This window comes from Bradyrhizobium sp. CCBAU 11430, assembly GCF_028128855.1.
Classification (GTDB): domain Bacteria; phylum Pseudomonadota; class Alphaproteobacteria; order Rhizobiales; family Xanthobacteraceae; genus Bradyrhizobium; species Bradyrhizobium ottawaense.
Genome location: NZ_LBJV01000050.1, coordinates 1 through 15,666, shown reverse-complemented (window position 1 = coordinate 15,666; position 15,666 = coordinate 1). Strand labels below are relative to the sequence as shown.

Sequence of the window (15,666 nt, the reverse complement as noted above, 5' to 3'; positions counted from 1 at the left end):
CACGGCGCGACGCGCCTTTGCCCACCCTACGAGACCTCCGTTACCGCCGTCCTTTGCGCATCGTCTCGAGCACGATGTCGGCGGCGAGCACGCTTGGCGATTTGTTGCCGGTCGACATGATCTGGTCGAGCCGGGCAAAGGCCTCGACCTGCTGCTTGCGCAGCGGCGAATCCGTCAGCACCTCGGCGAGTGCCGGCGCCAGTTTCTCCGGCGTGCACTCCTCCTGCAGGTACTCCGGAATGACATCCTTGCCGATCACGAGATTGGCAAGGATCACCGAGGAGACGCGGATCGCGCGGCGCAGGATGAAGGCCTCGATCGCACCGACGCGATAGGCCGTCACCATTGGAATACCCGACAGTGCGAGCTCCAGCGTCACCGTACCGGATTTGGCCAGCGCCGCACGCGCGATGCGGAACACGGCGCGCTTCTCGTTCTCGCCGGTCACGACCCTTGGCTTGACCGGCCAGCTCGCGATACCCTCGCGGATGGTGGCCTCGAGATGCGGCATGGTCGGCAGTATCAGTTCGAAGGCGTGGCCTTCCGCCTGCAAGCGGCCGAGCACTCCGCCGAAGACATCGAGATGGTGCCTGACCTCGCTACGGCGGCTGCCGGGCAGCACCAAAAGCACCGGCGGCTCGCCGTCGCGACGTGCCTGCTCCTCCGCGTTCGGCCGCAGCGAGGGCAATTGCTCGACTAAGGGATGGCCGACATAGCTGCATGGCGGTCCGCCAAGCTTGCGGTATTCCTCCGGCTCGAACGGCAGCAGACCGAGCACATGGTCGACATAACCGAGCATGGTCCGCGCCCGCCCCGGCCGCCACGCCCAGAGCTGCGGCGAGACGTAATCGACGACCGGGATCGCAGGATTCTTCGCGCGCACGCGGCGGGCGACGCGATGGGTGAAATCGGGGCTGTCGATGATGACGAGCGCGTCCGGCGCGGCGTCGGCCACGGCGTCGGCCGTCTCGCGGATCAGCCGCAGAATTTTCGGCAATTGCTGCACCACCGCGGCAAATCCGACGATTGACAGCTCCTCGATCGGAAACAGCGATTCCAGCCCTTCGCGCGCCATGGTACGTCCGCCGACGCCGACGAACTGCACGCCGTCGCCGAGGCGCTGGCGCAGGACCTTCATCAAGGCACTGCCGAGCCGGTCGCCGGATTCCTCCGTGGCGATCAGGAAGATCTTGCGCTTGGGATCGCGCGACTGCATCACGCCGGCAGACCGATGACGAAGAGATATTTGGCGTCCGCGAGGGCGATCATCGCCTGCGGCTCTGCGGCGATGGTGTTGCCGGCGATGACGGCGAGGCCCGCAAGGCCGGCCGCCGCGACGCCCTCGATGGTGCGCGGGCCGATCGTCGGCAGGTCGAAACGCAGATCCTGGCCGCTCTTCGGCGCCTTCACGAGCACGCCGCGGCCGGCGGCCGCGCGAATGCGTCCCTCCTCGCGCAGCCGCGCGACGCGCGCGAGCAGCGCATCGGTGCCCTCGATGTCCTCGACCGCGACCACATGGCCGTCAATCACCACCGCAGCCTGGCCGATGTCGAACGGACCAAGCGCAGTCAGCACCGCACGGCCGCGCGCGATGTCGGTCTTGCTGGTATCGCTGGGCCAGGCGCGACTGATGCAGCCCTCGGGCATCAGGAGATCGGGGGCGAGGTCCTTGATGCCGACCATGCGAAAGCCATCCTGCTCGAGGATGCGGCCGACGCCGGACAAGAGATGATCGTCGCCGCCGCGAAAGGCGCGGATGACATTGCCGAGCAGCCGCATCGTCTTGACGTCGAACCGGATCTCGGAGAGCGAGGGCCGCACCAAGGTGCCGATGAAGATCAGGTCGCGGCAGCCCTCCTCGCGGAACAGTCGCATCGCGCGACCGAGCTGGCCGACCGAGATCCAGCGATGGCGGAATTTCTCCACCCGCGCGGGATCGCAGGCCCCGCGCAGCGGAAACAGCACCGGCGTGATGCCGCGCGCGGCAAGCGAGTCGGCGACTGCGAACGGCATCGCGCCGCCGCCGGCGACGATGCCGACCGGCGATGAGATGTCCGACGCCGCCGATGTCATGTCCGCGGCCATCCCAAAATCACTTCGCGAGGGCAGGAAGACAGAGCGGGCGCTTGCCCTTGCCGATGAAGTCGAGGATTTCGGCGATCGCCGGATCTTCGCCTGCAAGCGGCCTGGACGCCTCTAACCGCTCGGCGAATGTGCCGGGGCCATGGAAGAGCTTTTGGTAGAACCCGCGCACCGTCGCCAGTCGCTGCCTGGTGAACTTGCGCCGCTTCATGCCGATCAGGTTGAGACTCTCGAGCACCGCATACTGGCCGTTAACGAGCCCATACGGGATGACATCGTCGCGTACGCCGCAGACCCCGCCGACCATCACGTAGGGGCCGATGCGCGTGAACTGGTGCACTGCGGAGAGGCCGCCGATATAGACGGCGTCGCCGATCTCGCAGTGGCCGCCGAGCGTCGCCGAGGTCGCAAAGATCACGTTGTTGCCGACCATGCAGTCATGGCCCACATGGCTGTTGTTCATGAAGTAGCCGCCGTTGCCGACGCGCGTCAGACCGCCGCCCTTGATGGTGCCGACATTCATCGTCGCGCCTTCGCGGATGACGCAGCCAGAGCCGATCTCGAGCTTCGTCGGCTCGCCCTTGTAGCTGAGATCCTGGGGCGCGCCGCCGAGCACCACGAACGGCGAGATCACGCCGCCGTCCCCGATCGACGTATGGCCGATGACGGTAACATGCCCAATCAGCTTGCAGTTCGCGCCGATCACGACATTCGGGCCGATGATGCAATAGGGCCCGATCTCGGTGCCCTCGCCGATCACGGCGCCGTCCGCGACCCGTGCGGTGGGATCAATCTTGCTCATCAAGCAATCTTACTCTTCAAGAAGGTCTGGTTATGCGTTGAAGTCGCTCAGATTTCCGGTGGTTAGCGCGACTATGCCCGATCTGTCCAGTGACGTATCATCTCTGCCGGTTTCAAGTGCCGGATGAGGCGGTCGTCCCGGCTCCTCAACAACTTCATGCGGAGCTTCAGCTTTCATGGTCAGGGCCCTGGCACTTCTGCTCGCACAGCTCGCGGCCGCACCGATCGTGTCCGAGACGGTCGAGACCGGCGAACGCCGCCGCATCGACCTCGCGACATTCGAATGCCGCGACATCAGCCGCAGCACTGTGCTTCAGCGGGTCTGCTACGACCGCGCGCATCACGACCTCATCGTCGCGACTGGCGGCAGCTATGCGCGCTATTGCGGCGTCGCGGCCGAGACCGCCGACCGTCTCCTGGGCGCGCCATCCATGGGTCAGTTCTTCAACCAAAACATTAAGCGCGAGGCCCCCGGTGGCCGCTACGATTGCGGCGCGTGAGCCCGTCGCGAGGGCCGCGTGCCGCTCAGTCCGTCAGCATGGCGCCGACGTCGGCTTCCGCGACCACCTGCCCGTTGACCTTGGCATCGCCGTGAAACCACCACATGGCCTTGCGGCGGCCGAGCGAGCGCATGTGATACTCGATGGTATCGCCGGGCAGCACGGGCTTGCGGAATTTGCACTTGTCGATGGTGAGAAAATAGACCGCCCGCGGCTTCTCGGTGCCTTCGACCGACTTGATGCCGATCACGCCCGCGGTCTGCGCCATCGCCTCGATCATCATGACGCCGGGATAGACCGGTCGCTCCGGGAAATGCCCCTGGAAGGCCGGCTCGTTGAAGGTGACGTTCTTGATGCCGATGCCGCTGTAGTCGGCCCGGATGTTGATCACGCGGTCGATCAGCAGCATCGGAAAGCGGTGCGGCAGCGTCTGGAGGATGGCATTGATGTCCACCAGCTCGAACTTAACAGGTGATTCCCCCGTCATTCCCGTCCCTCATCCTTCGGATCAGCCCTGCTGTCGCGTACCAAGCGCTCCACCGCGATGATCTCCTTGAACCATTGTTTGGTCGGCTTGGCGAAAAAACCACCCCAGCGTCCGCCCGGCGGGATGTCGTCCTTGACGCCGCTCATCGCGGTCACCTGGGCCCCGTCCCCGATCTTGAGGTGGTTGTTGATGCCAACCTTCGCTCCGAGTGCCACGTTGTCGCCAATGGACAGGCTGCCGGCGAGCCCGATCTGGGCGGCCAGCAGGCAATGCCGGCCGATCGTGACATTGTGACCGATCTGGACCTGATTGTCGATTTTCGTGCCTTCGCCGATCACGGTGTCGCGCAAGCTGCCGCGGTCGATCGTGGTCCCGGCGCCGACCTCGACATCGTTCTGGATCAGCACCCGCCCGGTCTGAGGCACCTTCAGATGACCCTCGGGGCCGAAAAAAATGAAGCCGTAGCCGTCCTGGCCGATCGAGCAGCCGGGATGGATCAGCACGTTGTTGCCGATCAGGGCGCACTGGATCGCGGTGCGCGCGCCGACATTGCAGTCCCGGCCGATCTTGACGCCGGGCCCGATCACCGCCCCGACGCCGACCACCGTGCCGCTGCCGATCTCCACATCCGGGCCGATCACGGCCAGGGGATCGACGATCACGCCGTCCTCGAGTCGGGCCGAGGGATCGATGATCGCCGACGGCGCGATGCCGTCATTGCCGACCCAGGATTGGGGCCTCAGCGCTTCGCCGTGCCATTCCCGCGCGATCCTGACAAAGGCCCGGAACGGCTGCGCCACCCGCAGCACGGCCACGTGCGCGGGCACCTGGGGCTCGAAGCGCGGGCTCACCAGGCAAGCGCCGGCCTTGGTCGCCTTGATCTCGTCGGCGTATTTGAGGTTGTCGAAGAACGCCAGATGCATCGGGCCCGCTTCGTCAAGCGAAGCAAGGCCCGTGATGATGTGGTCGCCCCTGGCGGGATCGACCAGCTGCGCCTTGGTCAGCGTGGCAATGTCAGCCAGCGTTGAGGCAGGCGGCTTTATGAAGAAGGTCGGCTGCGCCATTCCACCCCGTCGCGGTCCGGCTTCGGCATGAAGCGGTCGAGCCGCATCATGCTCCATCTCTTGGATCGGCACGATCCCTTTCGGAAACCGGTTCCAGTGATCCGGATCGTGCCGTGCTGATCGAATTAGAACGTGGTGCCGCCGCCGAACCGGAACTCCTGCGTGCGATCGTACTTGCCCTTGCTGAGCGGCACGGCGTAGTCGAAGCGCAGCGGACCGAACGGCGACTGCCAGATCAGGCCGACACCAACCGACGAGCGGACGACCTTGCTGTCGTCGTAGACGAGGCCGGTACAGGTGCCCGCAGACGACGGATTGATGCTCGAGGGGATGCAGCCCGGTACATTGACTTCGTTGGTCGTCGTCCAGCCGGTCGGTCCCTTATAGTCGTAGAGGCCGCCGGCATCGGCATAGACCGCGCCCTTCAGACCCACTTCCTTCGGCAGGAACCAGAACGGCATCTGCAGTTCGAGCGAAGCGCCCCAGTACTTGGTGCCGCCGAGGGCGTCCTGCGTACCGAAGGGGTTCAAATCGCGCGGGCCGATGCCGTTCGGGGCAAAGCCGCGGACGAGGTTCGAACCCATCTGGAAGTGATCGAGCATGCGCAGATCGCTGCCCATCTTGTTCAGCATGCCGCTCTGCACGCGGACGAGGCCGACGATGTCAGACACCAGCGGAGTATAGTACTTCGCATCGATGACGGACTTCAGGTAGGAGACGTCGCCGCCGACGCCGGCGAAATCCTGACGGAAGTCGACGAGCAGACCGTCGGTGGGGTTCTTGTTGTTGTCCAGCGTGTTGTAGGTCAGCGTATAGCCAAGCGCCGAGGTCAGGGTCTTGCCGTTGGCGAGCTCCCTGCGCACCGGCAGCGAAGCTTCGCCGTCGCTGTAGCAGCCGAGACCGTTGGTCGAGCTGAGATCCGGAACGCCGCCATTGGCATTGACGAAGGCCGGGCTCGGATTGAAGGCCGACGTACCCAGATTGTTGTTACAGTTCGCCAGGTAGTACGGCAGCGTGATTTCCTGCTGGTAGATCGAGTAGCGCAGCTGCAGCGCCAGATCTTCACGCAAGGAGAAGCCGAGGCGCGGCGAGAAGCCGAGCGTCTTGGTGCCGTAGGAGATGTAGCTGTTGGACAGCTGCTGGCGCTGATAGAGGTCGAGGCCAAGCGCGACGCGGTAGTCGAGCAGATACGGCTCGACGAACGACAGCGAGTAACCGCGTGCATATTGGCCGTAGGTCACCGACGCCTTGGCGAACAGACCGCGGCCAAGCAGGTTGCGCTCGGAGATCGAGACTTCGGCCAGCGCGCCGTCGGTGGTGGAGTAACCGCCCGAGATCGAGAAGTCGCCGGTCGATTTCTCTTCCATGTCGACGATCAGGACCACGCGATCGCTCGACGAGCCCGGCTCCGTCGTGATCTTCACGCTCTTGAAGTAGTCGAGGTTCTTCAGGCGCCGCTCGGCACGGTCGACCAGGGCGCGGTTGTAGGCGTCGCCCTCGGAGATGTCGAACTCGCGGCGAATCACGTAATCGCGGGTACGCGTGTTGCCGCGCAGGTTGATGCGCTCGATATAGGTGCGCGGACCTTCGTCGATGTTGAACACGACGGAGACGGTGTGCGCCTCGAAATTGCGGTCGCCGCCGGGCCGGACCACGGCGAAGGCGTAGCCGCGGCGCGAGGCCTCGATCTGCATCTCCTCGACCGACTTCTCGACCGATTCGACGTTGTAGAGCGAGCCGACATTGACGCGCGAATAGGCGCGCATCGACGAGGGATCGAAGTTCGGAATGCTGGAGCGGAAGTCGAGCGCGCCGACGCGGTACTGCGATCCTTCCTCGATCTTGAAGGTGACGTTGAAGCCCTTCTTCTCCGGATCGTATTCGGTGAGCGCGGCCACCACCTGGACGTCGGCGAAACCGTTCTTGAGATAGAAGCGGCGGATCAGGTCGCGGTCGGCTTCGACGCGGTCGGGATCATAGATGTCACCGCTGGCCAGGAAGCTCAGCAGGTTCGATTCGCGGGTCTTGATGACGTCCCTGAGGCGATAGGACGAGAATGCGACATTGCCGACGAACTCGATCGACTTGACGCCGGTCTTGGCGCCCTCCTCGATCGTAAAGATGAGGTCGACGCGGTTGTTCGGCTGCTCGATGACCTCGGGCGTGACGCGCACGTCGTAGCGGCCGGACCGGCGATAGATTTCAGCGATTCGCAGCGTGTCGGACTGCACCATGGCGCGGGAGAAGGTGCCGCGCGCCTTGGACTGGACTTCAGTGGTGAGCTGCTCGTCCTTGATCTTCTTGTTGCCCTCGAAGGCGATCCGGCCGATCACCGGGTTTTCCACCACGGAGACGACGATCTGGCCGCCGCCGCCGCGGTTGATTCTCACGTCCTGGAACAGGCCGGTCTCGATCAAGGCCTTGAGGCCGTCGTCGATGGCGCCTTGATCCAGGCGCCCGCCCGGACCCGGCTTGAAATAGGAGCGGATCGTCTCCACCTCGACCCGGCGATTTCCTTCGACGGAAATCGACTGCACGGTCTGAGCGAGCGCAGACGAAGACACAAAAACAGCCCCGACCGGGGCAATCACCGGCGCGCCGAACATGATCAGGGTTGCGATCAAGCCCCCCCGGAGTCGCAGTCCAAACTTCATCGCGCAACGCGCCCTTATCATTCCGAGCCAGACCCAACCCCAACGCCGGTCTGGAAGATTCCCCAAGTTCAGGCCGCTTGTAGCCAATTTCACCGACGCCGCAAACGGCCGAAAGCGCCGTAATTTCAATTTCATTCCAAGACGTTGCTCATCAGCAACGCCACAAAAAAGCCTCCATCAAGATGCCGCCATCCGCAGGATGTCGTTATAGGTCGCAAACACCATCAACATCAGCACTAAACCGAGCCCGATTCGGAACCCCATCTCCTGAGTCCGCTCGGACAGGGGTCGGCCGCGGACGACCTCCGCCGCATAGAACATCAGGTGGCCGCCATCGAGCAGCGGGATCGGGAACAGGTTCAGCAGGCCGATCGACACCGACAGCACCGCGCACAAATTGATCACGAACTGGAACCCGGCGCTGGCCGCCTGCCCCGACATCTTCGCGATGCCCAGAACGCCGCTGACCTCGTTCGGATTGCCGTTTCCGACGAACAGAGAGCCCAGGAACTTGAAGGTGCTGGTGATGATGAACCAGACCTGCTCAACCCCGATCTTGAGCGCCTCGCCGATGCCCACCGGGGCGGTCGAGGCCTCGCCGGCCTGAGATTTATGCTCCACACCGAGCACACCGAGACGGTGGCTGTTGCCGAACGGATCCTTGCGCTCGAGCAGCGCCGGCGTTGCGGTCAGCGAGATGATGGCGCCGTCCCGCTTCACCTGGAAGGCAAGCGCCGAACCCGCATTCATCGCAACGATTCGCTGCATGTCGGCAAAGCTCTCGATCGGCTTGCCGTCGATCTGGACGACGACGTCCCCGATCTTGAAGCCGGCCGCAGCCGCGGCGCCATCGGCGACGACGCCATCGACCCGCGCGATCGTGCTCGGCTTGCCGTAATACAGCGCCATGCCCGCGAAGATCAGCGCGCCCAGGATGAAATTGGCGATGGGTCCGGCCGCGACGATGGCGGCGCGCGGGCCGACCTTCTTGTGGTGGAAGCTGCCGGCGCGCTCCTCGGTCGTCATGGCCGCGAGCGTCTGGGCCGAGGGGGTCGAGGCCTCGCTCTCGTCGCCGAAGAACTTGACGTAGCCGCCGAGCGGGATGGCCGAGATCTTCCAGCGGGTGCCGTGGCGGTCATTGAAACCGACCAGCTCAGGTCCGAAACCGAGCGAGAAGGTCAACACGCGAACGCCCGCCCAGCGCGCGACCAGGAAATGGCCGAGTTCGTGGAAGAACACGACGATCGTCAGGACGAACAGGAAGGGAACCGCGTAGCCGAGGAGCCCATGGCTCAACGTATTGAAACTATGGACAAAAAAGTCGATCATCGAATTCCCTCATCCAGCGCCGCAAGGCCCTGGCCCCGAACCATCTAGGATGCCTTTAAGGCAATTTGAGGCAATAGGGCGGCAGCTCTATTTCGAGCAACATGGTCAACAGAGATTGCATCATCGGCCGACGCCAGGGGCGCCTGGTTCCCGCTGCGGATCCAGTCATCCAATGTTGCCTCCACCAGCCGGGCGATCGCGCCGAACCGGATCTTGCCGGCAATGAAGGCGGCGACCGCGACCTCATTGGCCGCGTTGTAGACGGTGGTCGCCCCCTTCCCGGTCCGGAGCGAATCGAAAGCCAGCCGTAATCCGGGGAAGCGCTCGAAGTCCGGTGCCTCGAAGGTCAGCTGGCCAATCTTGGCGAGGTCCAGCTTGGCCGCCGGCCCCTTGATCCGGTCGGGCCAGCCGAGGCAATGCGCAATCGGCGTGCGCATGTCGGGCGCGCCGAGCTGGGCCATCACCGAACGGTCGGAGAACTCGACCATGCCGTGGATGATCGACTGCGGATGCACGAGGACGTCGATCTCGTCAGGCGACAGCGCGAACAAATAGGACGCCTCGATCACCTCGAGCCCCTTGTTCATCATCGACGCGGAATCGATCGTGATCTTCTGGCCCATGCTCCAGTTCGGGTGCTTCAGAGCCTGCTCGAGCGTCGCCTGCTCGATGTCAGCCGGCTTCCAGGTGCGGAACGGGCCGCCCGAGGCGGTGATGATGACACGGACGAGTTCATCCCGATTGCCCGAAGCAAGCGCCTGAAACAGCGCATTGTGCTCGGAATCGGCCGGCAGGATGCAGGCGCCGGCCTTGGCCGCACGCTGCATGAAGAAATCGCCGGCGCAGACCAGACATTCCTTGTTGGCCAACGCCACATGCGCGCCGCGATCGACCGCCGCCAGCGCCGGTTTCAATCCGGCAGCGCCGCTCACGGCCGCCATCACCCAATCGGCCGGACGCGCGCCGGCCTCGATCACCGCGCTCTCGCCGGCGCCGCATTCGGTGCTGGTCCCGGCGAGCGCGGCCTTGAGCTCGGCGAGCTTGGAGGTGTCGGCGATCGCGACGAAGCGCGCGGAAAATTCCTTCGCGAGCTTTGCCAGCGCTTCGACATTGCCGTTCGCCGTCAGCGCCTCGACGCGATAGCGCTCGGGCGAAGCGCGCAGCAGATCCATCGTGCTGTCGCCGATCGAGCCGGTAGCGCCGAGAACTGTGACGCTGCGGACGCTGGACGCCGCAGCCTTGTTATTACGCAATGGGACCGCGCTCATATCCTCACCAAACCATAAGACCGCTTCCGGCGCTATGCACACCATGGCGGAGAAAGCCGATAATCCATGCCGCCAGGATGGCGGCGACAAAACCGTCCAGGCGGTCCATAAGCCCGCCATGGCCGGGAATTAAGTGACTGGAATCCTTGACACCGAAGCGCCGCTTGACCGCGGATTCGAACAGATCGCCCAATGCCGACACCACCGAAAGGATGGCGCTGACCAGCAGCAATGGCCCCATCTTTCCGAACCCGCAAGCCGCAAAGCCCACCGCAACCAGAAGGCTTGCGACGAAGCCGCCCAGCGCCCCGGACCAGGTCTTTTTCGGGCTCACGCGCGGCCAGAGCTTCGGCCCGCCGATGCTGCGACCGGCAAAATAGCCGCCGATGTCGGTCGCCCACACCACCAGCAGCACGAACATCAGCGCGGAGAAGCCGTTGACGAGATCCTTTCGCACCAGGATCGAGGCCAGCAGCGCTGCCGCTGCATAAGCAAAGCCCGTCGCAGCCCAGATGAACTTGCCGCGCGCGATCAGCGTCACGATCGCGCCGCCGACGAGGCCGACGACGACGGACGTCTTCAGCCCGCCAAAAGCGACCGCAGCTCCCATCATCGCGATGACGATCGTCCCTGCCCCGGTCAGCGCCGCCGAGCCCGCGCCCACCACCGTCAGCCATTCCGCGAACAGCCCGATCGACACCAGGGTGACGAGCAGCGCCCACAACCAGCCGCCGGCATAAGCGACCGCGATGGTCAGCGGCGCCAGCACCAGCGCTGCGAGGACCCGCATCACCAGATTGCTCGGGGCAGGCTTGGTGCCCGCCGGTGCGGCGTCTTGTTCGCTCACGAGGCGGTTTTCGCGACCAGGCCGCCGAAACGGCGCTCGCGCCTGGCGAATTCGGCGATCGCGCTTTCCAGCGCCGCCTTGTCGAAATCGGGCCAGTGGATCGGCACGAACACGAGCTCGCTATAGGCCGCCTGCCACATCAGGAAATTGGACAGGCGCTGCTCGCCGCTGGTGCGGATGATGAGATCGGGATCGGGAATGTCGGGCGCATCGAGATGCGCTCCCAGCGTCTCGGCGTCGATCGTATCGGGATTGCGCGTGCCCTCGGCGACCTCGCGCGCGAGCTTCTGCGCCGCCTTCGCGATCTCCTGCCGCGAGCCGTAATTGAAGGCGACGACGAGCGTGAGGCGCGTGTTGTCACGCGTCAGCTCCTCGGCCTCGTTGAGCAGCGCGCAGATGTCGCTCTCGAGCCCATCGCGTTCGCCGATGATGCGGACCTTGACGCCGTCGCGATGCAGGCTGGCGAGATCGTTACGGATGAAGCGGCGGAGCAGGCCGAAGAGATCGCCGATCTCGCTCGCCGGACGCGACCAGTTCTCCGAGCTGAAGGAGAAGATGGTGAGGTAGCGGATGCCGAGCTCGTGCGAGGCACGCACGACGCGGCGCAGAGCCTCGACGCCGCGGCGATGCCCCTCCGCACGCGGCAAACCGCGCGCGGCCGCCCAGCGCCCATTGCCATCCATGATGATGGCGACGTGCGCGGGCGCCTCGGACCGGTCGGGTCCTTCCGTTGCGGGCGCGGCGGCGTTGGACATTGAAGGTGGCCTTAAACGGTGAGGATTTCTTTTTCCTTGGCGGCCAGCAACTGGTCGATTTCCGTGATCGTACCGTCGGTCGCCTTCTGCACCTCGTCGGCGTGGCGCTTCTGGTCGTCCTCGGACATCTCGTGGTTCTTCTCGAGCTTCTTGAGGACGTCGAGGCCATCGCGGCGGACGTGGCGCGCGGCAACCTTGGCGGCCTCCGCATACTTATGCGCGACCTTCACCAGTTCCTTGCGCCGTTCCTCGTTCAGCTCGGGGATGCGCAGGCGCAGCACCTGGCCTTCGGTCGCGGGCGACAGACCGAGGTTGGAATCGACGATCGCCTTCTCCACCGCCTTGACCATCGACTTGTCCCAGACCTGCACCGAGATCAGGCGTGGCTCCGGCACGCTGACGGTGGCGAGCTGGTTGAGCGGCATGTGGCTGCCATAGGCGTCGACCTGCACCGGATCGAGCATCGAGGCGGAGGCGCGCCCCGTCCGCAGGCCGCCGAGCTCGTGCTTGAGGGACTGGACGGCGCCCTGCATGCGGCGCTTCACTTCGTTGAGGTCGAAAGTACCCGTGGACATCACGTTTCTCCTTCAAGATCCCGGCGACCGCTCCCGCGACCTTCCCTGAAGGCGCGCGACAGATGAGCGGTCAGCCGGCGACAATGGTTCCGTGGCCGACGCCACGTAGAATCGCGCCGATCGAACCCGGCTCCGCGATCGAGAATACGATGATAGGCAGAGACGTCTCGCGGGCAAGCGCGAAGGCGGTCGCATCCATCACCTTGTAGCCGCCCTCGATCGCCTGCGAATGGGTCAGCCGGTCAAACCGCGTGGCGGCCGGATCCTTCTTCGGATCGGCCGAGTAGACGCCGTCGACATTGGTGGCCTTCAGAACCGCCTGGGCGCCGATCTCGGCGGCGCGCAGCACCGCGGTCGTATCGGTGGTGAAGAACGGATTGCCGGTCCCGCCGCCAAGCAGCACGATCCGGCCCTCGGCGAGATATTTGTGCGCCGCAGTGCGGGTGAACAGCTCGGAAATCTCGGGCATCACGAAGGCCGACAGTGTGCGCGCCGGCGTGCCCTTGCGCTCGATCGCCGCTTCCAGCGCGAGGCAGTTCATCATGGTGGCGAGCATGCCCATGGTGTCGCCGGTCGGGCGCGACACACCGCGGGCGGAGACCTCGACGCCGCGCACGATATTGCCACCGCCGATCACGACCGCGACCTCGGTGCCGAGCTTGCGGGCCGCAATCAGGTCGTCCGCAACCCGGTCGACGGTCGGCTGATCGATGCCAAAGCCTTGCTGTCCCGCGAGATATTCGCCGGACAGCTTGATCACGACGCGACGATAGACCGGATCAGACATGAGCACTTTCCTTGTCCGGGCGCCGCTTCCGGCGGCACGCCGGAAGGAGGTGTTCCGGCGCTTACTTCTTGCCGCTGGCCGCAGCGACCTCGGCCGCGAAGTCGCTTTCCTGCTTCTCGATTCCCTCACCAAGAGCATAGCGCACAAAGCCGGCGATCTTCAGGGCCCCGCCGACCTTGCCCTCGGCTTCCTTCAACGCCTGCGCCACCGACTTGCCGGTGTCGTGGATGAAGGCCTGTTCGAGCAGGCAGACTTCCTTGTAGTAGGTCTTGAGGCCGGACTCGACGATCTTCTCGATCACGTTCTCGGGCTTGCCCTGCTGGCGATATTTGTCGGCGAGCACGTCCTTCTCGCGCTTGACGACCGCCGGATCGAGGCCGGACGGATCGAGCGCCAGCGGGTTCGCGGCGGCAATGTGCATCGCGATCTGGCGGCCGAGCGTTGCGAGCTCGTCGGCCTTGCCGGGCGATTCCAGCGCTACGATCACGCCCATCTTGCCGGCGCCCTCGACGACCGCGCCGTGGACGTAGTTCGACACCACGCCCTGGCTCACTTCGAGCGAAGCTGCGCGGCGCAGCGTCATGTTCTCGCCGATGGTGGCGATCGCGTCATTGATGGCGGCTTCGACCGTGACGTCGCCGACCTTGGCGGCCTTGATCTTCTCGACATCGGAGCCGGCGTCGAATGCGACCTGGGCGACCATCTTGACCAGGCCCTGGAACTGGCCGTTACGCGCGACGAAGTCGGTTTCGGAGTTGACCTCGACCACGACACCCTTGGTGCCCTTGGTCAGGGCGCCGATCAGGCCCTCGGCCGCGACGCGGCCCGACTTCTTGGCAGCCTTGGACAGGCCCTTCTTGCGCAGCCAATCCTGCGCCGCTTCCATGTTACCGTCGTTTTCGGTCAGCGCGGCCTTGCAGTCCATCATGCCCGCGCCGGTCGACTCGCGCAGGTCCTTGACCATCGCAGCTGTGATCGTTGCCATCGTTGAAAATCCTTTGTGCCTGCTGGTTCGCCGCGGCGTGGCATCGAAGCGCCCCGCCGCGGTCCATCTCAGGGATTCGCGTCAACTGAAATGGTGGCCGGAACTTGTCCGGCCAACCCATCGCTCTCTTGACTATTCCGCTTCCGCGGTCAGCGCCTTGGCCTTGGCCACCCAGGCGTCCGCACGGCTCGGCAGACCGACTTCTTCGCCGATCGTGTGCGCGGTGTCGTGATCGAGCTCGGCGAGCTGCCAGAAGTGGAAGATGCCGAGGTCGTTGAACTTCTTCTCGATCGCACCCGACACGCCCGGGAGCTTCTTGAGGTCGTCGGCGGTGCCGCGCGGACCTGCGAGGCCCTGGAAGCCGCTCGACGAAGCTGCCGGCAGCTCTTCAGCGAGCGGATGGGCCGAGGCGCCGACGTCGATGCCCGAATCGCCTTGAGCGCGGGAGATGCCGTCGATGGCAGCGCGCGCGATCAGGTCGCAATAAAGCGCGATCGCACGGCCGGCGTCGTCATTGCCCGGCACCACATAGGTGATGCCCTTCGGGTCCGAATTGGTGTCGACGATCGCGGCGACCGGGATGTTGAGCCGCTGGGCTTCCTGGATCGCGATGTCTTCCTTGTTGGTGTCGATCACGAAGATCAGGTCGGGCAGACCGCCCATGTCCTTGATGCCGCCGAGCGAGCGGTCGAGCTTGTCGCGCTCGCGCTGAAGCGTCAGACGCTCCTTCTTGGTGTAGGAGCTGGCATCGCCGCCCGACAGCACGTCGTCGAGGTGACGCAGGCGCTTGATCGAGGCCGAGATCGTCTTCCAGTTGGTCAGCGTGCCGCCGAGCCAACGCGAATTGACGAAATACTGCGCGCAGCGCTTGGCAGCGTCCGCGACGCCGTCCTGCGCCTGGCGCTTGGTGCCGACGAACAGGATGCGGCCGCCCTTGGCGACGGTGTCGCTGACCGCCTGCAAGGCCGTGTGCAGCATCGGCACGGTCTGCGCGAGGTCGACGATGTGAATGTTGTTGCGAGCGCCGAAAATGAACGGAGCCATTTTCGGATTCCAGCGGTGAGACTGGTGACCAAAGTGCACGCCAGCTTCAAGCAGCTGACGCATGGTGAAATCGGGTAGCGCCATCGTTCTAGTTCTCCGGTTGGTTCCTCCGGAAGCGTGTGAGCAAAACGGAGCGTTGTCGCCCCGGCTGCCACCGGACGGCCTTGTGAGCCATGCTTCCGTGTGAGATGCGGCGCTGTATAGCGCCATTTCGGCCAGAAGCAAGGAAATAAGGGCCTTTCGGGGGCGGATTTCGCCCGCGAGAGGTCCTTTCCCTGGAGACCGGGCCGCTCCCTAACGCCCGACTAGCACTTGATTAGCACGTGACTAACACTTGACTAGCACCTGGGCTGGTTCGGCGGGCACTTCTTGGCCGCCGGCGGTGGGGGTGCGGGGCGCGGTGGAGGCGCGGCCGGGCGCGGCGGGGGTGGTGGTGCAACGGCCATACGCGGCTGCGGCGGGGGTGCCGGTCGAGCCACCGGCGGCGG

General features: G+C 65.0%; 15 protein-coding genes. 1 reads left to right on the top strand and 14 read right to left on the bottom strand.

Annotation, left to right across the window (positions count from 1 at the left end):
* Positions 1 to 40: 40 nt before the first annotated feature.
* From lpxB to lpxA, 3 genes are read right to left on the bottom strand one after another with little or no spacing between them, the layout of a single operon-like run.
* Positions 41 to 1,219, bottom strand: coding sequence for a lipid-A-disaccharide synthase (lpxB, locus tag XI04_RS13640; RefSeq protein ID WP_271610095.1), 1,179 nt, complete (start codon positions 1,217 to 1,219; stop codon positions 41 to 43).
* Complete coding sequence (locus tag XI04_RS13635) at positions 1,216 to 2,073, bottom strand: LpxI family protein (protein ID WP_049806649.1); 858 nt, start codon at positions 2,071 to 2,073, stop codon at positions 1,216 to 1,218. Before XI04_RS13635 ends, lpxB begins: the two co-directional genes overlap by 4 nt.
* A gap of 19 nt (positions 2,074 to 2,092) precedes the next feature.
* Positions 2,093 to 2,884, bottom strand: coding sequence for an acyl-ACP--UDP-N-acetylglucosamine O-acyltransferase (lpxA, locus tag XI04_RS13630; RefSeq protein ID WP_028141524.1), 792 nt, complete (start codon positions 2,882 to 2,884; stop codon positions 2,093 to 2,095).
* Positions 2,885 to 3,059: 175 nt separating this feature from the next.
* Here lpxA and XI04_RS13625 point away from each other — a divergent pair, with 175 nt between their 5' ends.
* Positions 3,060 to 3,383 carry a KTSC domain-containing protein gene (locus XI04_RS13625; RefSeq protein ID WP_271610096.1) on the top strand — a complete coding sequence of 108 codons (324 nt, stop codon included), beginning with the start codon at positions 3,060 to 3,062 and terminating at the stop codon, positions 3,381 to 3,383.
* Between the two features lie 25 nt (positions 3,384 to 3,408).
* Here the strand turns inward: XI04_RS13625 and fabZ are convergent, their stop codons facing one another.
* The 11 genes from fabZ to XI04_RS13570 form a co-directional block, all read right to left on the bottom strand.
* The gene (fabZ, locus tag XI04_RS13620; protein ID WP_271610097.1) at positions 3,409 to 3,870 is read right to left on the bottom strand and encodes a 3-hydroxyacyl-ACP dehydratase FabZ; all 462 of its coding nucleotides are present in this window, start codon (positions 3,868 to 3,870) and stop codon (positions 3,409 to 3,411) included.
* The gene (gene lpxD / locus XI04_RS13615) at positions 3,867 to 4,934 is read right to left on the bottom strand and encodes a UDP-3-O-(3-hydroxymyristoyl)glucosamine N-acyltransferase (protein ID WP_028141521.1); all 1,068 of its coding nucleotides are present in this window, start codon (positions 4,932 to 4,934) and stop codon (positions 3,867 to 3,869) included. The genes fabZ and lpxD overlap by 4 nt, the downstream gene beginning before the upstream one ends.
* Positions 4,935 to 5,059: 125 nt before the next feature.
* Entirely contained in the window at positions 5,060 to 7,588 is a 2,529-nt protein-coding gene (gene bamA, locus XI04_RS13610; protein ID WP_271610098.1) for an outer membrane protein assembly factor BamA, read from the bottom strand.
* A gap of 177 nt (positions 7,589 to 7,765) precedes the next feature.
* Positions 7,766 to 8,917, bottom strand: a complete 1,152-nt coding sequence (rseP, locus tag XI04_RS13605; protein WP_271610099.1) for an RIP metalloprotease RseP — start codon at positions 8,915 to 8,917, stop codon at positions 7,766 to 7,768.
* A 44-nt stretch (positions 8,918 to 8,961) separates the two neighbouring features.
* Positions 8,962 to 10,185 carry a 1-deoxy-D-xylulose-5-phosphate reductoisomerase gene (gene dxr / locus XI04_RS13600; RefSeq protein WP_271610100.1) on the bottom strand — a complete coding sequence of 408 codons (1,224 nt, stop codon included), beginning with the start codon at positions 10,183 to 10,185 and terminating at the stop codon, positions 8,962 to 8,964.
* A gap of 4 nt (positions 10,186 to 10,189) precedes the next feature.
* The gene (locus tag XI04_RS13595; RefSeq protein WP_271610101.1) at positions 10,190 to 11,032 is read right to left on the bottom strand and encodes a phosphatidate cytidylyltransferase; all 843 of its coding nucleotides are present in this window, start codon (positions 11,030 to 11,032) and stop codon (positions 10,190 to 10,192) included.
* Positions 11,029 to 11,787, bottom strand: a complete 759-nt coding sequence (locus tag XI04_RS13590; RefSeq protein ID WP_028141516.1) for an isoprenyl transferase — start codon at positions 11,785 to 11,787, stop codon at positions 11,029 to 11,031. The genes XI04_RS13595 and XI04_RS13590 overlap by 4 nt, the downstream gene beginning before the upstream one ends.
* Positions 11,788 to 11,798: 11 nt before the next feature.
* Entirely contained in the window at positions 11,799 to 12,362 is a 564-nt protein-coding gene (gene frr, locus XI04_RS13585; protein WP_028141515.1) for a ribosome recycling factor, read from the bottom strand.
* A gap of 70 nt (positions 12,363 to 12,432) precedes the next feature.
* Positions 12,433 to 13,149, bottom strand: a complete 717-nt coding sequence (pyrH, locus tag XI04_RS13580; protein ID WP_028141514.1) for a UMP kinase — start codon at positions 13,147 to 13,149, stop codon at positions 12,433 to 12,435.
* 61 nt (positions 13,150 to 13,210) lie between these two features.
* A complete protein-coding gene (gene tsf, locus XI04_RS13575; protein WP_028141513.1) occupies positions 13,211 to 14,134 on the bottom strand; it encodes a translation elongation factor Ts in 924 nt (307 codons plus the stop codon).
* A 132-nt stretch (positions 14,135 to 14,266) separates the two neighbouring features.
* Positions 14,267 to 15,262 carry a 30S ribosomal protein S2 gene (locus XI04_RS13570; protein WP_271610102.1) on the bottom strand — a complete coding sequence of 332 codons (996 nt, stop codon included), beginning with the start codon at positions 15,260 to 15,262 and terminating at the stop codon, positions 14,267 to 14,269.
* Positions 15,263 to 15,666 lie beyond the last annotated feature (404 nt).